The organism is Vibrio sp. Vb1574, assembly GCF_033338675.1.
Genome location: NZ_JAWOTC010000029.1, coordinates 34,236 through 55,852 on the forward strand (window position 1 = coordinate 34,236; position 21,617 = coordinate 55,852).

At 44.6% G+C, this 21,617-nt stretch carries 14 protein-coding genes and 4 tRNA genes; 7 read left to right on the plus strand and 11 right to left on the minus strand.

The window, feature by feature from the left end; translation table 11 throughout:
- Nucleotides 1-104 precede the first annotated feature (104 nt).
- Nucleotides 105-1,532 (plus strand): ammonia-forming nitrite reductase cytochrome c552 subunit, encoded by a 1,428-nt coding sequence (nrfA, locus tag R7O12_RS16610; protein WP_025998734.1) that lies wholly within the window; start codon nucleotides 105-107, stop codon nucleotides 1,530-1,532.
- Nucleotides 1,533-1,650: 118 nt separating this feature from the next.
- On the opposite strand, the gene R7O12_RS16615 is transcribed toward nrfA, so the two are convergent.
- From R7O12_RS16615 to gyrA, 3 genes are all read right to left on the minus strand, one after another.
- Nucleotides 1,651-2,205, minus strand: a complete 555-nt coding sequence (locus R7O12_RS16615) for a hypothetical protein (RefSeq protein ID WP_017636126.1) — start codon at nucleotides 2,203-2,205, stop codon at nucleotides 1,651-1,653.
- Nucleotides 2,206-2,247: 42 nt separating this feature from the next.
- Nucleotides 2,248-2,871 carry a tetratricopeptide repeat protein gene (locus R7O12_RS16620; protein ID WP_054701274.1) on the minus strand — a complete coding sequence of 208 codons (624 nt, stop codon included), beginning with the start codon at nucleotides 2,869-2,871 and terminating at the stop codon, nucleotides 2,248-2,250.
- A gap of 123 nt (nucleotides 2,872-2,994) precedes the next feature.
- Nucleotides 2,995-5,706 carry a DNA topoisomerase (ATP-hydrolyzing) subunit A gene (gene gyrA, locus R7O12_RS16625; protein ID WP_017636128.1) on the minus strand — a complete coding sequence of 904 codons (2,712 nt, stop codon included), beginning with the start codon at nucleotides 5,704-5,706 and terminating at the stop codon, nucleotides 2,995-2,997.
- Between the two features lie 475 nt (nucleotides 5,707-6,181).
- On the opposite strand from gyrA, the gene ubiG reads away from it, so the two are divergent.
- The 4 genes from ubiG (at nucleotide 6,182) to yfaE (ending at nucleotide 11,171) form a co-directional block, all read left to right on the plus strand.
- Nucleotides 6,182-6,889, plus strand: a complete 708-nt coding sequence (gene ubiG / locus R7O12_RS16630; RefSeq protein WP_017636129.1) for a bifunctional 2-polyprenyl-6-hydroxyphenol methylase/3-demethylubiquinol 3-O-methyltransferase UbiG — start codon at nucleotides 6,182-6,184, stop codon at nucleotides 6,887-6,889.
- A gap of 501 nt (nucleotides 6,890-7,390) precedes the next feature.
- On the plus strand, nucleotides 7,391-9,673 hold the full coding sequence (gene nrdA / locus R7O12_RS16635; RefSeq protein WP_005376819.1) for a class 1a ribonucleoside-diphosphate reductase subunit alpha: 2,283 nt from the start codon (nucleotides 7,391-7,393) through the stop codon (nucleotides 9,671-9,673).
- A gap of 83 nt (nucleotides 9,674-9,756) precedes the next feature.
- Entirely contained in the window at nucleotides 9,757-10,890 is a 1,134-nt protein-coding gene (gene nrdB, locus R7O12_RS16640) for a class Ia ribonucleoside-diphosphate reductase subunit beta (protein WP_005376818.1), read from the plus strand.
- Nucleotides 10,890-11,171, plus strand: coding sequence for a class I ribonucleotide reductase maintenance protein YfaE (gene yfaE, locus R7O12_RS16645; protein ID WP_005376817.1), 282 nt, complete (start codon nucleotides 10,890-10,892; stop codon nucleotides 11,169-11,171). Before nrdB ends, yfaE begins: the two co-directional genes overlap by 1 nt.
- A 96-nt stretch (nucleotides 11,172-11,267) precedes the next feature.
- Here the strand turns inward: yfaE and R7O12_RS16650 are convergent, their stop codons facing one another.
- A complete protein-coding gene (locus R7O12_RS16650) occupies nucleotides 11,268-12,500 on the minus strand; it encodes a CinA family nicotinamide mononucleotide deamidase-related protein (RefSeq protein WP_318126134.1) in 1,233 nt (410 codons plus the stop codon).
- A 191-nt stretch (nucleotides 12,501-12,691) separates the two neighbouring features.
- Here R7O12_RS16650 and R7O12_RS16655 point away from each other — a divergent pair, with 191 nt between their 5' ends.
- Nucleotides 12,692-13,594 (plus strand): DUF3943 domain-containing protein, encoded by a 903-nt coding sequence (locus R7O12_RS16655; protein ID WP_005376815.1) that lies wholly within the window; start codon nucleotides 12,692-12,694, stop codon nucleotides 13,592-13,594.
- A 221-nt stretch (nucleotides 13,595-13,815) separates the two neighbouring features.
- Nucleotides 13,816-14,328, plus strand: coding sequence for a glycine cleavage system protein R (locus tag R7O12_RS16660; protein ID WP_005376814.1), 513 nt, complete (start codon nucleotides 13,816-13,818; stop codon nucleotides 14,326-14,328).
- Nucleotides 14,329-14,405: 77 nt separating this feature from the next.
- Here R7O12_RS16660 and nspC read toward each other — a convergent pair whose 3' ends face one another.
- The 7 genes from nspC to R7O12_RS16695 form a co-directional block, all read right to left on the minus strand.
- Nucleotides 14,406-15,539, minus strand: coding sequence for a carboxynorspermidine decarboxylase (gene nspC / locus R7O12_RS16665; protein WP_025767273.1), 1,134 nt, complete (start codon nucleotides 15,537-15,539; stop codon nucleotides 14,406-14,408).
- Between the two features lie 103 nt (nucleotides 15,540-15,642).
- On the minus strand, nucleotides 15,643-16,887 hold the full coding sequence (locus tag R7O12_RS16670; RefSeq protein ID WP_012841628.1) for a carboxynorspermidine synthase: 1,245 nt from the start codon (nucleotides 16,885-16,887) through the stop codon (nucleotides 15,643-15,645).
- Nucleotides 16,888-16,905: 18 nt separating this feature from the next.
- Nucleotides 16,906-19,782 carry a pyridoxal phosphate-dependent class III aminotransferase gene (locus R7O12_RS16675; RefSeq protein WP_318105903.1) on the minus strand — a complete coding sequence of 959 codons (2,877 nt, stop codon included), beginning with the start codon at nucleotides 19,780-19,782 and terminating at the stop codon, nucleotides 16,906-16,908.
- Nucleotides 19,783-20,679: 897 nt separating this feature from the next.
- Nucleotides 20,680-20,755 (minus strand) — tRNA-Gly (locus R7O12_RS16680).
- Between the two features lie 13 nt (nucleotides 20,756-20,768).
- Nucleotides 20,769-20,855 (minus strand) — tRNA-Leu (locus tag R7O12_RS16685).
- 78 nt (nucleotides 20,856-20,933) lie between these two features.
- Nucleotides 20,934-21,009 (minus strand) — tRNA-Gly (locus R7O12_RS16690).
- A gap of 37 nt (nucleotides 21,010-21,046) precedes the next feature.
- A tRNA-Cys gene (locus tag R7O12_RS16695) sits at nucleotides 21,047-21,120 on the minus strand.
- Between the last annotated feature and the right edge of the window lie 497 nt (nucleotides 21,121-21,617).

Consider the following 21,617-nt stretch of genomic DNA (forward strand, 5'->3'; position numbering starts at 1 on the left):
TTCATCTATCCAATTAAGCAATATTATTAATCGTAGATCTCCAGTTCTTATTTGGAATAGCTCCTCACAACGCTGCTAATAAAAACGAATATGGAGATAACACTGTGAGCATAAAACACTGGATGAGCGCACCTATTGCGGTTGCGACCTTATTCGCCAGCCAATTATTTTTGGTTGACGCTCCGTTGGCGGCAGAAGAGAAGGATTTTATCGATCCTCGTAACGATGTCTTTGAACAGAACCACCCTGATCAATACCATTCTTGGAAAGCAACATCCGAAAGTGAGCACATTGAAGATGCTCTAAGTGAAGACCCAAACATGGTTATCCTGTGGGCAGGTTATGGCTTCGCGAAAGACTACAACAAAGCGCGCGGTCACTTTTACGCACTTGATGATGTTCGCCAAACCTTACGTACCGGCGCACCAACCGACGAGAAGTCCGGGCCTATGCCGATGGCGTGCTGGAGCTGTAAAAGCCCAGACGTTGCTCGCGTGATTGATGAACGTGGTGAAGACGGTTATTTCGAAGGTAAATGGGCACGCTTAGGCTCAGAAATCGTCAACCCTATCGGTTGTTCCGATTGCCACAACACAGGCTCTGAAGCCTTCAAGAAAGGCGAACCTGCGCTAGCACTGACTCGCCCATACGTCGAGCGTGCTTTTGATACTATTGGTAAAAACTTTGATGAACAGTCTCGCCTAGATAAGCAAGCATCGGTCTGCGCTCAATGTCACGTTGAATACTACTTCACCGGCCCAACTAAAGCGGTTAAATTCCCATGGGATATGGGCACCACCGTTAATGACATGGAGAAATACTACGACGCGTTGAATTTCAAAGATTGGACGCATGCCGTATCTAAAGCGCCGATGCTAAAAGCGCAACATCCAGGTTTCGAAACTTGGAGAGCGGGTATTCATGGTAAAAACAAAGTGGTGTGTGTGGACTGCCACATGCCTAAAGTGACCAAAGAAGACGGTACGGTGTACACAGACCACAAAGTGGGTAACCCATTTGATCGTTTTGAAGACACCTGTGCGCAATGCCATACCCAAACTAAAGAGCAGCTACAAGGCATCGTCTCGACTCGCAAAGCGCAAGTACTGAACATGAAGCTAACCGCCGAGAAGCAAATCGTAGCGGCACACTTTGAAGCAGGAGCAGCGTGGAAAGCAGGTGCAACAGAAGCAGAGATGGAACCTATCCTACAAGATATTCGCCATGCACAATGGCGTTGGGACTACGCGATTGCTTCTCACGGTGTTCACATGCATGCTCCTGAGGTAGCACTTGAAGTACTAGGTACTGCAGTTGACCGCGCTGCTGACGCCCGTACCAAATTGGTTCGTTTACTGGCAACCAAAGGCATTACTGACCCTGTTCAAATTCCAGATATCTCGACCAAAGCGAAAGCACAACAAGCACTGGGCATGGATATGGATAAGATGAACGCAGACAAGAAACACTTCCTAGAAACAGTAGCGCCAGAGTGGGATAAAGCAGCAGCTGAACGCGAAGCCACGTATTAGTCTAACTGGCAACGGTTAACTTATAGATACAACAAGGGGCGTACTGAACGCCCCTTTTCTTTCTTTATTATCTTTATCTCTTCATCCTGATTCTATCGAGAGACAAAAATCGAATGTACTAGCGACGAGGAAGCCTAGGTCTAGGTTGAATATTTGGACGTGCTTTAGGTATCTGCACATTTGGACGAGCAACTGGACGCTGGATCTTCGTTTCCGGTAATGCTTTTCTTTGTTGAACCTTTTCTTTCACCGCCTTGCCTTGTAAAGTCGCTGGTTCAATATGCTCCGGACGATTCTCCCATTGGGTTCGAATCTCTTGCTTTTGCTCGTCAGGCAGTGATTGCCAATGATCGTCAAGTTGGCGTTTCATGTTATCGATATTGGCGGACATATCGTCGTCTTTCCAATCTTCGATTTTGTCTTTGATGGATTGCTGTTGGTCTTCATCTAAACCATTCCACCACTCTTCCAGTTTCTCTTTGTATTCATCGTCGTTATCGCAACAGCCCGGATAGTAATAAATCCAGTAGTCGTCATGATCGTACCACCACGGGTCGTAGTAACCCGATGAATAATAAACCGTAGAGGAAGAGCCAGAATGATCGGAAGAGCTACAGCCCGCCAGCACAGAGCCGCACAGCAAAACCAATATGCTTAGTGCTTTATTTTTCATTCGTTGCCCACCTTTCCCTCTATTGCTTGTTAAATTGTACGCTTACAACAGCTCTTTTGCTTTGTTAATAGAGTTAATGATTTGCACCCTATCTAAATTTGGATCATTAGAATCTAATAATAGTACCCAGGCATCAATCGCTTCCTGAAATCGGAATGACAGAAAATGATCATTTGCGATCAAAGACAAAGCGGCTTCATTGTGCGGTTCTATCTGCAAAGCTTGCTCCAAAAGCAAGCTAACTTCTTGCGTCATTGATTGCTGGTGAATGTAGTACAAGGTCGTCGCTTTTGCGGCAAGTTGCGTGGCACTGACTGGCTCAGTCAGTTGGATCGCGTAATCAAAACAAATCAGCGCGCCATCAAATTCCCCCTCTAGCAGGTAGCCCTGCCCGAGTTGGAACCACAATTCAGCGTTGTTCGGATCTTCACGCAACTGGTCTTGAATCTCTTTCATGATGTCACGAGCAGTCATCATTCGTGACATTTCCGCTTGTATTGGTTTAGGCGGAGTTTGATGCAGCAATAAGAAACTGGCACTCGTCACGACAAGTACTAACAGGCAAAAGCCAAACCATTGAGCAGGTTTAACTTTTGATGCACTCAGTGATAAGAGTACGATAAACAGCCCCATCAGAGTGATGGCAGCGAAAAACCAAACAGACATAACACGTCCTGTAAACAAAGATAACGTCAGTGTACGCATTTCTTACTTTAAATGCGTTGATACAGATACAAAAAAGCCGAGCAACTAAGGCTCGGCTTTTCATATCAGGATAACGATGTAAGATTACTCTTCGTTACCTTCCTCTGCATCATCAGCAGCTGGAGCGTCTTGCTGCGTATTTTCGTCTGTTGACTCTAACGCTTCTGCATCTTCATCAGCAGGCAGCTCTTCATCATCAACTTCTTCAATACGTTGCAAACCAACAACTGATTCATCTTCCGCAGTACGGATAAGCGTTACACCTTGTGTGTTACGACCAACTTGGCTAACTTCACCCACACGAGTACGTACTAACGTGCCAGCGTCGGTGATCATCATCATTTCATCACCTTCAACAACCTGGATAGCACCAACTACCGGGCCATTTCGCTCAGAAACTTTGATAGAAACTACACCTTGAGTGCCACGACCTTTTGTCGGGTACTCGCTAAGTGCTGTGCGTTTACCATAACCGTTTTCTGTAACCGTTAGGATGTCGCCTTCGTGCGAAGGAACAATAAGTGATACAACTTGGTCATTTTCAGCCAGTTTCATACCACGAACACCAGAGGCGGTACGACCCATAGGACGAACACCTTTAAACTTGATCTCTGGCTGACCATTCTCATCAAGAACTGGTTTACCATTTTCATCAAGTACTGGAATCTCTTCTGCTTCTTTAAAGCGAACCACTTTACCCGCTTTAGAGAACAGCATGATTTCATTTTCGCCGTTAGTGATATCCACACCGATTAACGAATCGTCTTCACGTAGGTTCACAGCGATTAGGCCGTTTGAACGTACGTTTGCAAACTGGTTCAACGGCGTTTTCTTAACCGTACCGTCACCTGTTGCCATGAAGATGAATTTGTCTTCAGAGAATTCATCAACACGTAGAATCGCGGTAATGCGCTCACCTTCTTCGAGTGGAAGGATGTTTACGATTGGCTTACCACGCGCAGTACGGCTCGCTAGAGGCAATTGGTAAACTTTCAGGCGGTATGTTTTACCACGAGTAGAGAAACACAAGATGTTATCGTGGGTATTCGCCACTAGAAGACGCTCGATATGGTCTTCATCTTTCATCTTAGTCGCACTCTTGCCTTTACCACCACGGCGCTGTGACTCGTAGTCGCTCAGTACTTGGTACTTAACGTAACCACCGTGAGATAGAGTAACCACAACGTCTTCACGTGCGATCAGCTCTTCCATGTCAATATCATGGCTCGCAGCTGTGATTTCTGTACGACGAGCGTCACCAAAGCCGTCACGAACCGCTTCAAGTTCTTCACGGATCACTTCCATCAAACGCTCAGTGCTCGCAAGGATATGCATGAGTTCAGCGATTTCTTCTAGAAGTGTTTTGTATTCGCCAAGAATCTTCTCGTGTTCTAGACCTGTTAGTTTATGTAAACGTAGATCTAGGATAGCTTGTGCTTGTTGCTCAGTCAGGAAGTACTGACCATCACGAATACCGTATTCAGGCTCTAGCCATTCAGGGCGCGCAGCATCTGTACCAGCACGCTCTAGCATTGCTGAAACGTTGCCTAAATCCCAACCACGAGCGATAAGACCCGCTTTTGCTTCAGCCGGTGTAGGTGCCTTACGGATAAGCTCAATAATTTCATCAATGTTAGCAAGCGCTAGAGCTAAACCTTCAAGGATATGAGCACGTTCACGCGCTTTACGCAGTTCGAAAATAGTACGGCGTGTCACAACTTCACGACGGTGATCAACAAAGCACTTCAACATATCTTTTAGGTTGAATAGCTGTGGCTGGCCATTGTTTAGGGCCACCATGTTGATACCGAAAGTGGTTTGCAGCTGAGTCTGAGCGTAAAGGTTGTTTAGAACTACTTCGCCCACAGCATCGCGCTTACACTCAATAACAATGCGCATACCGTCTTTATCTGACTCGTCGCGCAGTGCACTGATACCTTCTACTTTCTTATCTTTAACTAGCTCAGCGATCTTTTCGATCAAGCGAGCTTTGTTCACCTGGTAAGGAATTTCAGTGACGATAATGGTCTCTTTACCATTCTTCTCCACTTCGATGTCCGCTTTCGAACGCATGTAGATTTTGCCGCGACCTGTTTTGTACGCGTCTACAATGCCTTTACGACCGCTGATAAGCGCCGCCGTTGGGAAATCAGGACCAGGAATGTAATCCATTAGTTCATCAATAGTGATTTCTTCATTATTGATGTATGCAAGACAGCCATCAATCACTTCGCCAAGGTTATGAGGCGGGATGTTGGTTGCCATACCTACTGCGATACCAGAAGCACCGTTAACCAATAGGTTTGGAATTTTAGTTGGAAGAACCGCTGGGATCTGCTCAGTACCGTCGTAGTTTGGTACGTAGTCTACGGTTTCTTTGTCTAGGTCAGCCAATAGTTCATGGGCAATTTTTGCCATTCGAACTTCGGTGTAACGCATTGCCGCAGCAGAGTCGCCATCGATCGAGCCAAAGTTACCTTGACCATCGACCAGCATGTAACGAAGCGAGAACGGCTGAGCCATACGTACGATTGTGTCGTACACAGCACTATCACCATGTGGGTGATATTTACCGATTACGTCGCCGACAACACGGGCTGATTTTTTATATGGTTTGTTCCAATCGTTGCCTAGTACGTTCATCGCGAATAAAACGCGGCGGTGTACTGGTTTTAGGCCATCACGCACATCTGGAAGAGCACGACCCACGATGACTGACATCGCATAGTCTAGGTATGAACCTCTAAGCTCATCTTCAATGTTTACGGGCGTGATCTCTTTAGCTAAATCGCTCATAGAGCCATTATCCCTCTATTATCTGATCGTAATTACGATACGTGTAAGGTGCAAAAATATAACACACAATTCATCACTTCGGCATCACTTTCCCTCTCCTTTTATCAGGTTGTGAGCTTGGTTATGAATCAAATGTCGAGAATTTGCACACTCATCCCATATCTTTCTGATTAGTGGTTATATTTCGGTCAATATTGAGCAAAATCGGACCCTTTACGCGGAAAAGCGAGGTAAATTCCTTTAACCACACAACGCGAAAATGCAGGTTTTAGAGTTATTATCACTGGCACCAGTTCAAGGATGAACCAAAAACAATAGTTAGCGCTTTACAAATTACAGGCACCTGTCTCGATTGCCGCGCCAGTGAACTCTGTCATTGTCCCTTAACTAAGCACATCGAGGTTGTTTGGGTGTAAAACGTTGGAGTATACTGGCGCCCTCTAAAGGACTCAGATTGAATGCAATAAAACCAATTATGACTAAAGCACAAAACGTCGACCCAAGTGAAATTAAGAAATTCGAGGACATGGCTTCTCGATGGTGGGATTTAGAAGGCGAGTTTAAGCCGCTTCATCAAATTAACCCACTTCGTTTGAACTATGTACTTGAAAAAGCAAATGGCTTGTTTGGCAAGCGAACACTTGATGTCGGCTGTGGTGGTGGCATTCTTGCTGAAAGCATGGCAAAAGAAGGCGCTATTGTGACGGGGCTTGATATGGGTAAAGAACCATTAGAAGTCGCGCGACTACATGCATTAGAAACAGGCACTCAACTGACCTACATTCAGAGCACAATAGAAGACCACGCTATAGAAAACGCAGGAACTTACGATGTCGTGACTTGTATGGAGATGCTTGAACACGTTCCAGATCCTCTCTCCGTTATCCGCTCTTGTGCTGCGCTAGTCAAACCCGGTGGTCACGTGTTTTTCTCAACTTTGAACCGAAACATTAAGTCGTACTTATTTGCTATTGTCGGTGCTGAGAAGCTTCTTAAGATTGTTCCTGAAGGCACTCATGAGCACGATAAGTTTATCAAGCCAGCCGAAATGATGAAGATGATAGACCAAACTGACCTGACGGAAATGGGCATTACTGGGCTTCATTACAACCCTCTAAATGATAGCTACAAACTCGGTCGTAATGTAGATGTAAACTACATCGTTCATACTAAAAAATACTGAACGCTATTAAGTTAAAAAATGAGTTTTGTGATTGACATTTTTTAAAGAAAATGAATCGGAAGCGGTAGCACAAAGTTGCCGCTTTTTTTGTCTTTTTATGGCTAAAATTCGTGCTCTAGATTCCATTTTGACCAAGCCATTTTTCGTAGATAAAAACGGCCAAAGATCAAGGAAAATATTTTTGCATGCGGTTATTTCTAAACCGATCTCGAAACCGTACTTTTAACCATTCAAGTCTGCCCTTTTCTCATCGGTTAGTGTTCACTTACTGTTTTTCTTCATTTTGTCAGTTATCCACAAGTCATCCCCGATCTGTACCTTGATAAATCAGTGTAATAGCACTATCTTGTAACCCGCAAACAAATGAACCCCTATATGTTGTGTTTAAGCGACAATATATAGATAGACTTTGATCACAAAGCCGCCGCAAGCTTTACTCATATTGCACATAAACAAACAAAAATACGGCTTTTATCAGTTTTCTTAGGGAAATAAAGCAGAATGAACCAACAACTTACCGTCACCAAGCGTGATGGCCGTAAAGAAAGTATCGATCTGGATAAAATCCACCGCGTTATCACTTGGGCTGCAGAAGGTCTAGATAATGTTTCGGTTTCTCAAGTAGAACTTCGCGCTCACATCCAGTTTTACGACGGCATCACAACGACAGATATTCACGAGACAATCATCAAGTCTGCGGCAGACCTGATCTCTGAAGAGACTCCGGATTACCAATACCTAGCTGCTCGCCTAGCGGTATTCCATCTGCGTAAAAAAGCGTATGGCCAATACGAGCCACCAACGCTTTATGATCACGTGTCTCGCCTCGTCGATATGGGTAAGTACGATCAACATATTCTAGAAGACTACACAAAAGCAGAACTCGACGAACTTGATGCGTACCTCGACCATAAACGCGACCTAAATTTCTCATACGCGGCAGTTAAGCAGCTAGAGGGTAAGTACTTCGTACAGAACCGTGTTACGGGCCAAATTTACGAAAGTGCTCAGTTCTTATACATCCTTGTAGCAGCGTGCTTATTTGCGAAATATCCAAAAGCGACACGTCTTGATTACATCAAACGTTTCTACGATGCGACATCGACATTTAAGATTTCTCTACCTACGCCAATTATGTCTGGCGTGCGTACCCCTACTCGCCAGTTCAGCTCATGTGTTCTGATCGAGTGTGGAGACAGTCTTGATTCTATTAACGCAACAGCAAGCTCAATTGTTCGTTACGTATCTCAGCGCGCTGGTATTGGTATCAACGCAGGTCGTATCCGTGCATTAGGCTCAGAGATTCGCGGTGGTGAAGCATTCCACACTGGTTGTATTCCGTTCTACAAGTACTTCCAAACAGCAGTAAAATGTTGTTCACAAGGTGGTGTACGTGGTGGCGCAGCTACTGTGTTCTACCCAATGTGGCACGGTGAAGCACGCTCACTAATGGTACTTAAGAACAACCGTGGTGTTGAAGAAAACCGTGTTCGTCACATGGACTACGGTGTTCAGTTAAACAAACTGATGTACCAACGTTTAGTTGAAGGCGGCAATATTACGCTATTCTCACCATCTGATGTACCTGGTCTGTACGACGCATTCTTCGAAAACCAAGAAGAGTTTGAGCGTTTATACGTGAAGTACGAGAACGATCCTTCAATCAAGAAAGAAACGGTTAAAGCGATTGAAATGTTCACTCTGCTAATGCAAGAGCGTGCATCAACGGGTCGTATCTACATCCAGAACGTGGACCATTGTAATACTCACAGCCCATTTGATTCTGAAGTCGCTCCAGTTCGTCAGTCGAACCTATGTTTAGAAATCGCACTGCCAACGAAACCATTAACTAACGTTGAAGATGACTCAGGCGAGATCGCACTGTGTACGCTTTCTGCATTCAACTTAGGTGCTATCAAGTCTCTAGATGATTTCGAAGAGCTATCCGATCTTGTTGTTCGTGCGTTAGATGCACTGCTTGATTACCAAGATTACCCTCTACCAGCGGCATACAAATCGACTATGAACCGTCGTACGCTAGGTGTTGGTGTGATTAACTTTGCTTACTACTTAGCGAAGAATGGCGTGAAATACTCTGACGGTAGCGCGAACGGCCTAACTCACCGTACGTTCGAAGCAATGCAGTACTACCTATTGAAAGCATCTGTAGCACTGGCGAAAGAACAAGGTAAGTGTCCTTCATTCGACGAGACGAACTACGCGAAAGGCTTACTGCCGATTGATACGTATAAGAAAGATATCGACCTAATTTGTGACGAAGCGCTGCACTACGACTGGGACAGCCTACGTAAAGAAATTATGGAGCACGGCCTACGTAACTCAACACTGACTGCACTAATGCCTTCTGAGACTTCTTCTCAGATTTCAAACGCAACTAACGGTATTGAGCCACCACGTGGTTACGTTTCAGTAAAAGCTTCGAAAGACGGTATCCTGAAGCAAGTTGTACCAGAGTTCACAGAACTTAAAGACAGCTATGAACTGCTTTGGAATATCGGTTCGAACGACGGTTATCTGCACCTTGTGGGTATTATGCAGAAGTTTGTTGACCAAGCTATCTCTGCTAATACTAACTACGACCCGTCACGTTACGAGACTGGCAAGGTTCCAATGAAGAAACTACTTCAAGACCTGCTAACAGCGTATAAGTTTGGTGTGAAAACGCTTTACTACCACAACACTCGTGATGGCGCGAAAGATGAACAGAAAGACGCTGTTCAACCACAAGATGACGATTGTGCTGGCGGCGGTTGTAAGATTTAATCTTCCCGTACCTAGCGAACCCGTAAAGACAGACTATCGATAACCTCCCCCTTACGGGGAGGTTTAAAAGGAATTGAGGCATTATGGCTTACAGTACTTTTAACCAAAAAAAGAATGACCAATTGAAGGAACCAATGTTCCTAGGTCAATCAGTAAACGTTGCACGTTACGACCAACAAAAGTTTGAGATTTTCGAAAAACTTATCGAGAAACAACTTTCTTTCTTCTGGCGTCCAGAAGAAGTAGACGTATCTAGCGACCGTATCGATTACAACAAACTGCCAGATCACGAGAAGCACATCTTCATCTCTAACTTGAAGTACCAAACGCTTCTTGACTCTATCCAAGGCCGCAGCCCTAACGTGGCACTGCTGCCGCTTGTGTCTCTACCAGAACTAGAGACTTGGATTGAGACTTGGTCTTTCTCTGAAACGATTCACTCTCGTTCTTACACACACATTATTCGTAACATCGTGAACGACCCTGCTGTAGTGTTTGATGATATCGTTGAGAACGAGCACATTCTGAAGCGTGCAAAAGACATCGCGCACTACTACGACGATTTGATTCAAGCGACGAATGATTACCATCGCTACGGTGAAGGTGAGCATGTCCTTAACGGTGAAACGGTTAAGGTTAGTCTGTACGATCTTAAGAAGAAGCTGTACATCTGTCTGATGTCTGTTAACGCATTAGAAGCTATTCGTTTTTACGTAAGTTTCGCATGTTCTTTCGCTTTCGCAGAACGCGAACTAATGGAAGGTAACGCGAAAATCATCAAGCTGATCGCTCGTGACGAAGCACTTCACTTAAATGGCACGCAGCACATGATCAACCTGCTACGTAACGGTCAAGATGACTTCACTTTCATGCAAATCGCAGAAGAGGCAAAACAGGACTGTTTTGACCTATTCAAAGAAGCGGCTGAGCAAGAAAAAGAGTGGGCAGAGTATCTATTCAAAGATGGCTCTATGATCGGTCTAAACAAAGACATCCTAAGCCAATACGTTGAATACATCACAAATATTCGTATGCAAGCGGTAGGTCTACCAGCAGCGTATCCAGAAGCAACAACTAACCCAATTCCATGGATTAACGCTTGGTTGTCTTCAGATAACGTTCAAGTTGCGCCTCAAGAAGCAGAAATCTCTTCTTACCTTGTGGGTCAAATTGACAATGAAGTTCGCGCAGATGACTTCGAAGGATTCGAGCTGTAATGGCAACACTCAAAATCAACAAACTGATCAGCATTGAATCCAACCCTTCCAATACGATTTTGGAAACAATGGAGCAAGCTGGCCTATTACCAGAATACAACTGCCGTGATGGGCACTGCGGCGCCTGTCGCTGCAAATTGGAGTCTGGTGAAGTGGAGTATGTTGGTTTTGCCATGGCTTACACACAAAGTGATGAAATATTACCTTGTATCTGTAAAGCAAAATCAGATTTGTCACTTAGCGGCGTTAACTACGCGATGAAAGAAAAGCAGCGCGCATAACGTTGACTCGACGGTATAAAATGCAAAAGCCAAGGTAATCACCTTGGCTTTTTTGTCTCTGTGTTTTGTCTCTCAGACTACTGTATAGAGCTTTGGTTATAAAGCACTGCTCGGGAGGTGCATCTCTTTAACTTTCTCTAAAAATGCATAATGCGCAAACATCGGTTTACGTTCTAGGTAGCGACGCAACAAGTCTAGTGCTGCCGTGCTGATCACTTTAACTTGATCATTGCGCTGATACTTTTTCGAGAGTTTATATAATGCTCCCCACTCGCCTGACGGTGTCGATAAAGCGACGGAAAAAACACCCTCTTCAATATGGCCAGTAACGAGTGATAAATCCGTCCCACACTTCTCTCGCGTAGCGCCAGCCAGAGCAAACGTCTCTGCTAATGGATCTCCGCTGTTGGCCATCGCTTGAGTCAGGCTCGGTAGTATCCAACCATGCCCTAGTTGCTTTTCAGCGTTTTCATCGCCGTTTAGCCAGTACGTTAAGTATCCTCCGCTACTTTTTTCGGAGGTCGACACCGTTAGTCCTTTATCGACCAACAACTGGCCGACATTTTCAACCATAGGTAAGTCAATACTAACGGTATTACTCTCAAGGTGTTTATTAATTATCTGTACTAGTTTCAAACGCTGTTCAATCTGATCTGAAGGACCAAAAAGTTTCACTTCAATAAAAGGCAAGTAAGAGCGATACCCTAGCTCATAGCCTTGAGGAAGTTTTAGCTGATCTAGCTTATCTGAAATACCGGATTCAGACAGACCAAACGTGTAGATTCGACTACAACATGAGCCTTGAACATCGGGAAACACTCTTCTCAGATCGGGAAGAATTTGCGTCTCTGCCATGAGCTTAAATTCACTTGGTACACCCGGTGTGAAATAAAAAATGGCATCATTAATCAGCATTTTGAAACCGCAAGCAGTGCCTATCGGGTTGTCCAATATCTCTGCCGTTTCTGGCAGCATTGCTTGCTTTAAATTACTGTCCGGCATAGGGATGCCACGTCGAGCATACAAATTTTCTAGATGCTGCAACCACTCTTTGAATAGCACCAGTTTACAATCGGCGGCTCTCGCGGCGGCGGCAGCACTCATGTCATCCGTTGTAGGGCCTAAACCACCATTAACAATAACCACATCGTTGTTAAAGCTGAGCATTAAAAACTCTTCAACCAAACTCGATAGGCTATCACCAACCGTTGAGCGCTTTGTTAAGCCAAATCCATGTTGATAAAACAGGCTAGACAACCATGCCGCATTAGTATCAACAATATCACCGTGGAGGACTTCCTCACCAGTACTAAGCATTGCTATTTTCACAACTGACTCCTGAACGTAAGCACAATCCTATTTTCGTTATAGCGCTTATTTTTCTTTTTATTTGGACAAATCTCGCCGAGGTTTGTTGGGACTAAATAAGGGTCAAGTGTTTAAATGATTGATGTTTTGAGGGATAATTACGAGCCCGAACATACACCATTAACTCGGAGACCTTTGTGTCAAAATCATCCATGTTCAAGACGACTCTAACAGGCCTTTGCTTGGCTTCGTCAGCGCTTGCGCACGCAAGTCACTATGACCTAAGCCGTCATACAGAGTTTTCTTACACACCTGATTGCTTGTCAGGTTACTGCGAAACGACGACTCTGTACACCTTCGAGGCTCAAAATCGCGGTGTTATGTATGAACAGAATAATGATGATTCGCTAAACCTTGACGCAGGGCTTCAGCCTAAACATCTCATCATCCCTCAAGATAAAGACTGGGATTATCTGATGGGTCAAACCTACACCATTCTAGGTCTCAGTATCGCGACCGTAGGCATGATGACTTTTCTTCCAGAAAGTATCACCAAATGGGACGAAGAAGACCGAGACATGAGTAAGTTGGGGCAAAAGTGGAAAGATAATGTCTCTGACGGCCCCGTTTGGGATCGCGATGAACATGTCCTCAACTACATCATGCACCCATATTTTGGCGGCGTTTACTACACGGCAGCACGTCACGCTGGCTATAATGAATTTCAGTCGTTTTTGTACTCCGCAACTATGTCGACGTTCTTTTGGGAGTATGGCGTGGAGGCGTTCGCAGAAGTACCATCTTGGCAGGATATTTTTATCACACCATTCTTTGGTGCTGTTGTTGGTGAAATGATGTTAACGGCTGAGCAAGACATTATTGCAAACGGCGGAGAAGTTATGGGCTCTGAAACCGCAGGTGATGTTTCGCTCTTCTTCTTAAACCCTGTTGGACATATTCATTATTGGGTAACTGATGCATGGGGCGGTAGTGCAGAACTACAATTCAATTCATCACCTTGGTTTGGAAACCAAGATGTTGCAAAATTTGCCATGGACGCAGGCGCAAACTACGACAGTCAATTTTATGGTGTCGAGTTAAAAGTAACCTTCTAATCCTAAGTTGATACTCGGTAAAAAGCAGCCTTACGATGGCTGCTTTTTTGTGCTCTGAACATTGTTTTAATTATTTGCATCACGAATTAGTGTTAAAAATTGACTTTCATCAAACATTACCCGCCCTTAGCACCTACACTAAATAAAAGGATTTATTCCAATAACTTAAGTAGCACGTTTATTCGTACTGCGTCCAAACCTTGATTCCAGGAGGGGACATTATGAACACCGTATTTATTGTTAATTTTGTCGGACAAGCGTCACCCGCCACGATTAAAGAGCTCGCTGCAATCACACACGAAAACGGCGGGAAATGGCTGATCAGCAAAGTAAACTTTATCGAAGACCAAGTTGCAGGTGTCATCAAAGTAGAGCTTCCAAGAGAAAATGCCGACATCGTTAAACAAGCGTTCTCTTCTTGTCAGACTCTTGTTGTTAGGTTCGTCGACTCTGAGCCTCACTCATATCGTGAAGACACTATCTTCCAACTTCGTTTAGATGCCAACGATAGAGCGGGTATTGTGAATGAAATTACTCACGTTCTCGATAATCAAGGTATCTCAATTTTAGATATGGATTGTCAGCGTGTATTCATTGCAGGAGGCGGAGGGGTAAGCTCTAGCTTATTCAGCGCTAAAATGGCGATAAAACTACCTAGCGAGCTAGAAATTGAAGACATAGCCAATGAGTTAGAATCTCTGAGTGAAGACACTCGTGTAATTGTAGAAAGCTAACTGCATACCTTTAACGCTTCCCCAATAAAAAGAGCAGCAATTCAGCTGCTCTTTGTCGTTCTAATACTCAATACGTTTTATTTCACTGACCACTGAGACAGTGAACGTTTGAAATCAGAGTAGTCAAATTCATTCAGTTTTTGAATGTCACCATTCGAGCGTTCACAGTAGACCGACGGCATACGTAGACCGTTAAACCAGTTCAGTTTCACCATGGTGTAACCGGCACTATCTAGAATATGCAGACGCTGTCCTATCTCTAGAGGCTGTTCGAAGTTCGCCACGCAGAACTGGTCTCCAGCCAAACAAGAGCACGAGCCGATCACATACTCGTGTTCACCATTTTCAGATGCTTCAAGAATTGACGCTGGCTCATTGTAGATCAACGTATCTAAGCGGTGAGCTTCTGTGGCTGAATCGACAATCGCCGTCTTCTTTACGTTCTCAACGATATCAACCACAGTGACCACTAGGTCAGTCGTCTTGGTAATGATCGCTTCGCCCGGCTCTAAATACATTTGTACGCCGTGTTTCTCTGAGAACGCTTTAAGTGCTAACCCTAACTTCTCGATATCGTACCCCGGCCATGTGAAGAACACGCCGCCGCCCATGCTTACCCAGTCCAGCTTATCTAGGTACTCGCCAAACTGATCTGAAATAGCATCGAGTAAGCCGATAAACGCATCCACGTCTTTGTTCTCACAGTTCATGTGGAACATTACGCCATCAATACCATCAAAAATTTCCGGTTTGATGTGATCAGCCTGAACACCAAGACGAGAGAATTGACGCGCTGGGTTTGCTAAGTCTTGCCCTGCATAGCTCACACCTGGGTTTAGGCGCAAGCCAATCGATGCTTTGCCTTCGACAATATGACGATAAGCCGCTAGCTGTGACTGAGAGTTAAAGATCATCTTGTCACAGATGTCCGCCACATCGCGAACGTCATCTTCGCTGTAACCCACGCTGTATGCGTGTGTCTCACCACCAAACGTTTCGTAGCCAAGCTTCACTTCAAACGGGCCAGAACTTGTTGTTCCGTCTAGGTAAGGCTTGATGATGTCGAATACACCCCATGTTGAGAAGCACTTCAGTGCTAATACAAGCTTCACACCAGAGATGTCTTTTAGCTGTTTTGCTTTCTCTAGATTCTCAATCAGCTTGTCTTCATTGATCATGAAGTATGGCGTTTTTAGTTCGTTTTGTTGCATTTTGATACCTTACGTCCCTTCGCCTTAGCAAAGGCACTATAAAATCGAACAAAGCCGACGCAAGTGCATCGGCTTAAACGTACAAATAAGAGTCGCTAAATTCTTACTTCAATTTATGGATAACAGGTTGCCCTGGCTCCAGTTCTTGAACATGCCAATCTAGACCAATAGATGGCATGGTTTCTAGGAATGGGTCTGGATCTAGTTGTTCCATGTTGAACACTCCTTTGTCTGCCCACTTGCCACGGAAGAACTGCAAAGCCGCAGTGATCGCTGGTACGCCAGTGGTATATGAGATAGCTTGGTGTTCAACATCTTCGTATGCGACTTCGTGATCAGCGTTGTTGTAAATGAATACACTGCGCTCTTTACCATCTTTCTTACCTTGAACCCAAGTACCGATACACGTTAGGCCAGTGTAGCCTGGCGCGAGTGATGTTGGATCTGGTAGTAGTGCTTTTAGCACGTGCAAAGGTTGAACAACCGTACCGTCGTGAAGCGTTAGTGGATCTGGGCTGAGTAGACCGATGTCGCGCATCACATTGAAGTAGTTTAGGTAACGGTCACCAAAGCCCATCCAGAATTCGATGCGTTTCGCCGGGATGAACTCTTGCATAGATCGAACTTCGTCGTGCGCCATTGAGTACACTTTGTGTGAACCACAATTCGGGAATTCAAACTCAAGCATACGTGAGTGACAAGGTACTTGTTTCCACTCGCCGTTTTCCCAGTAGAACGAATCGCCTTGAATCTCAAGCATGTTCGTTTCTGGATCAAAGTTAGTTGCGAACTTCTTACCGTGGTCGCCTGCGTTTACATCCATTACGTCGATAGTATCGATTTCATCGAACAGATGCTTCACTGCGTATGCGGCAAACACCGATACTACTCCCGGATCGAAACCAGCACCAAGAATACCTGTAATGCCCGCTTCTTCAAACTTCTCACGGTAACCCCACTGCCAATCGTAAGCTTGAGGTACTTGTTGGCCTTCAGAGCACAAATCAACCGCAACAGATGTATCAAGGTATGACACTTTAGCTTGGTAACATGCTTCCATAATAGACATGTTCACCCAAGGAGGACCTGCGTTGATCACTAAGTCAGGTTGTACTTCTTTAATTAAAGCAACTAAAGAATCTACGTCGTCCGCGTTTACCGCTCGCGCTTCTAATTTCTTAGTTGAATCTTTCAGATTGTTTTTCTTCTGAATCGATTCGATGATTTTCTCACACTTACCTACGGTACGTGATGCGATTGTGATATCACCCAGAACGTCGTTGTTTTGTGCTGCTTTATGTGCAACTACCCAGCCAACGCCGCCTGCACCAATCTGTAGAATTGCCATAGTTTTCCGTTACCTTTGTTAAACTAGCTCTGCCGCTAGCGTATTGATTTTTGAGAGCAAAGATTCAAAGTCCGCCGTCGTCAGACACGGGTTCAAAATCGTAAATTTCAATGCAGTTTTATCGTCGACAATGGTTTCACCCAATACCGCAATACCGCGTGTTAACGCTTCTAAGCGCAACGTTTTGTTCAGTTCATCAAGATCCGCTGATTCATGTGTCGCGCGGAACAGAACCGTAGATAGTGATGGTTCAGCCAACAACTCAAAGTGTTTGTTATCTCGAATCATGTCCGCCACTTCAAGCGTCTGCTCAAGCAAATGATCATACATATCGCCTAGGGCTTTTGGCCCTACGCTTTGCATCGTCATAAACACTTTGAGCGCATCAAAACGCTTAGTTGTCGCAATAGACTTATCCACCAAGTTCGGTAGTTCGTCGTGTTCGCGGTTCAAATAGTCTGCATGGTGAAGCAGGAATTTAAAGTTAGACTTGTTATTTACCAATAGCGCACCACAACTGATGGTTTGGTAAAACAGCTTATGGAAGTCTACGCTGATGGAATGTGCACGCTCACAACCTTTCAGACGCGCTTTTTGGCTACTTAGAATCAGAGCTCCACCGTATGCACCGTCGACGTGCATCCACATGTCATGTTTCGCTGCAATATCGGCGATAAAGTCTAAGTCATCAATAGCACCGTGGTCCGTTGTACCCGCTGTACCAACAATGGCAAATGGGATCAAACCTTCTGCTTTGGCCTGATTGAGAACTTCGTCTAATTTAGTGACATCCATCGTTCCATCGGCATTAGCATCGACGGTCATGACCGCTTTTTCACCCAATCCCATCCAAGACGCTGATTTTTGAACCGTGAAGTGGGATTTTTTCGAACATACAATACGTAGCTTGTCTGCGTATTCAGGAAGGCCAAGCTTTTGAATTGAGTGTGCACTGAGTTTGTCAGCAATCCAATCTCGCGCAAGCATCAAACCCATTTGGTTACTTTGCGTGCCGCCGCTTGTGAAGATACCGTCCGCTTTTTCACCTAACTCATATTTATCGCATAGCCAGTTCACAACTTTCTGTTCAACATAAGTCGCTGATGAAGCTTGATCCCATGAATCCATAGACTGGTTCAAAGCCGCAATCATTGCCTCTGCCGCAATCGCTGGCATCAAAGGTGGAGTATGCAGGTGAGCAATACAATCTGGATGTTGAGTAAAAATTGCGTTTTTCGCGACCAGCTCAGCAGCATCGTCGATAACGGTTTTAAGAGGCGCATTTCCATTATCAAGATCAACGTCGTGAATCGCTGCTTCCAATGCTTTTGGATCCATACCTGAATACGGTGCAGTCACTTGTTCAAACACTGACTTCATTGCCGTAGTAGTGTGATTCATCACCGAAGCAAATTCATTGCTGCCCATCTCTCCAGTGTGGATGAAATGCTTCTTCCATTCATCTTGTGGCTGAGTTTCGATGTGACTACCGCCAGCGGCTAAAATCGCGTCTTCAAATACACGTAAAGCAAAGTCGATTTGCTCAAACGAGATGGTAAGAGGAGGAAGGAAACGAATTACTGCGCCTTCGCGTCCACCTTTCTCAACGATCAAGCCACGCTCGAGTGCTGCGCGTTGAATAGAAAGTGTGAGTTCACTATCCGCTTGAGGTTCACCAAATTTATTGAGCTCACCGTTTGGAGTTTTAATCTCCACGCCTAGCATCAAACCTTTGCCACGAACCTCTGCGATACAGTTCACACGCTTTTGAATACTTTCAAGGCCGTAGCGCAAGTACTGACCCGCAATATTGGCATGCTCAACAAGATTATCACGTTGGATAATTTCTAATGCTTTCGCACCAGAGACCATGGCTAACTGGTTACCACGAAATGTACCTGTGTGCTCGCCCGGCTTCCATGTATCATGTTGCTTGTTGATAACCAATAGCGACATTGGTAATCCACCGCCAATTGCTTTTGATAAACACAGAATATCTGGAACAATGCCCGACTCTTCGAACGCGAAATTGTAGCCAGTTTTACCAACACCACACTGGATCTCATCGAAGATCAGTAAGATACCGTGTTCATCACAAATACGACGTAACTCTCGTAGCCAGAATGCTGGCGCAGGAACAACACCACCCTCACCTTGCACTGGCTCCACGATAATCGCGGCAGGCTTCATAATGCCTGACTCATCATCGTTTAAAAGACGATCGATATAGCGAATACTTGCTTTCGCACCTTCATCACCGCCAAGCCCAAAAGGACAACGCAGGTTGTATGGGAAAGGCATAAAGTGCACATCCGACATCAAACCAGTTCGACGAGCTTTCGTGCCTAAGTTACCCATCATCCCCATCGTACCATTAGTCATACCATGGTATGCGCCACGGAAGGCAAACATAGTGTTGCGACCGGTAGTCTGTTTCGCGAGCTTGATAGCAGCTTCAACCGCATCAGCTCCAGACGGGCCACAAAATTGGATAACGCTGTTCTCGCTTAACTCTTGAGGAAGAAAAGACTTAACAGATTGAATAAACGTCGTTTTTGCTGATGTTGCAATATCTAGCGTCTGATATGGCAGTCCTGAATCTAATTGCTCTTTCAGAGCTTGGTTTATTTCAGGATGGTTATACCCCAAAGCTAGAGTGCCTGCCCCCGCAAGGCAGTCTAGAAAGATCTGTCCACGCGTATCTTCAACCAAGCACCCAAAGGCTTGTTTAATTGCGATCGGCAAACGACGTGGATAAGAACGTACTTCAGATTCATGCTCAGCCTGATCAATCAATACTTGATCTGGCGTTAAGTCATACGTTCCCTCAACGATAGGAACTTGAGACGAAAAAATGTTTGCGATATTGCTATCGACTTCAAAGGCAGTGCTCATACTACATAATCCCTTGAATTATAATAATTCTGTATCCTGTATTAATAATCATTAGAATGAAATTACAGGAGGTGTGAATACCCCTCCGCATTTGTCAGTGCATAAATGACAAATACAGATCATCCGCCACGATACTCGCGACTTTATATGTAAAAGGGATTAATCAAGGTTCTGTAATGCACCCGTTTTGTAAAACAGGACATTTCGGCAGTATGAAGCTGATTAGTGTGTGTTTATTCAAAGGTTTCAATGTTGGGTTTCCCATTAATATGCCGCGTTTACAGCATTAGTATCCCGTCTATCGACAAAAGGCTTTGCCGATACCTACCCTACGCAGTGTCACAATCAGCTTGAATGGTCACTACGCGTATCCCCCAGAGATCAAACGTTGTTAATTACGCTCCGAGATTGCGCGCGAATTTATCACAAAATAAAATCTTCTGGCAACGATTTTTCATATTAGTAACAGTGATGTAAATCACAACAAAACATACCCCATCGTAACTCGCATGTTCATATTCATGAGCTATGCTTTTCTGCTTCTCTCAAACAGCTGTTATTTAAACAAATATTCTTGAGATATCATCACCTCATCTAACAGAGGTTTAAGGTTGTGCTGCTTAATCGTAAAACATTCCTTTCTATATCCGGAACATTTAAAAAGATAGCATTCTCGTCACAGCTTTGCCTGGAGCAAGAGTGGTTATTCTCCACAAGTGATGGTTTAAACATAGACTAGTAGGAATGGCTAAGATGTTTTGCAGTGGCAGAATGAACAATCACTTGAGTCAATGAGACAAAGGGTTCGTTACTTAACGAAGTCTGTGACAGAAAAGAAGTTTGAGATTTTCAAAAAATACGAAAAAGGCCTAACATTTTCATGTTAGGCCTTAAATCTGGAGCGACACACGAGGTTCGAACTCGTGACCTCAACCTTGGCAAGGTTGCGCTCTACCAACTGAGCTAGTGTCGCATTTAATATGAGATGGTGCCCCGGGCCGGACTTGAACCGGCACAACGCGAACGTCGAGGGATTTTAAATCCCTTGTGTCTACCAATTCCACCACCAGGGCACACAAATATTCTTTGTGATGCCTTTACAGAAAAGTAAAACACCATCTGATACCGCTAAATGCCATATCAATAAAATTTGGAGCGACACACGAGGTTCGAACTCGTGACCTCAACCTTGGCAAGGTTGCGCTCTACCAACTGAGCTAGTGTCGCATTTTTTCTCGAAAGCCATTCGCTCTCAAAAGAATAATGGAGGCGCCTCCCGGAGTCGAACCGAGGTCCACGGATTTGCAATCCGCTGCATAGCCACTCTGCCAAGGCGCCTCATTTGTGAATAAAGCTAAGCTTTTTCACCACCCTTTCGAGCCGTGCTCTCTTGGGTACGGGATGCATTCTACGGATTCGAGCGATCGAGTCAACACTATTTTTATTTTTTTAAATCGTTTGACTAGAATTTGTGCGAAAGACGATGGATTGCTTAGTTTTAATACTAAAAATCGCTTAAATACACTTGTTTATCATAAAACTTTGGCTACGCCTTACACTGCTGGCCGTGCGTTGCGTGCATTGAAGTATTAATAATCAGAAGACTCGCCTCTCTAAGACTCTCCAAGGACAAAAACAAGACTTAGATCACAAATGGAACTCTATCGAAGCAAAAGCCCCAGATACAAGTTGCAAGCATGGCCGTTAACAAGCATTGAAAAGCGAGAGAAGCAAAAAATGCTGTAGATTGCCTTAGATGTAAATTACCACCTTCTAAAGAAGGTGGCTTTGTGTGAGCCCCCTAAAAGGGGGCCTTTGTTTAGTCCAGCGCCAAT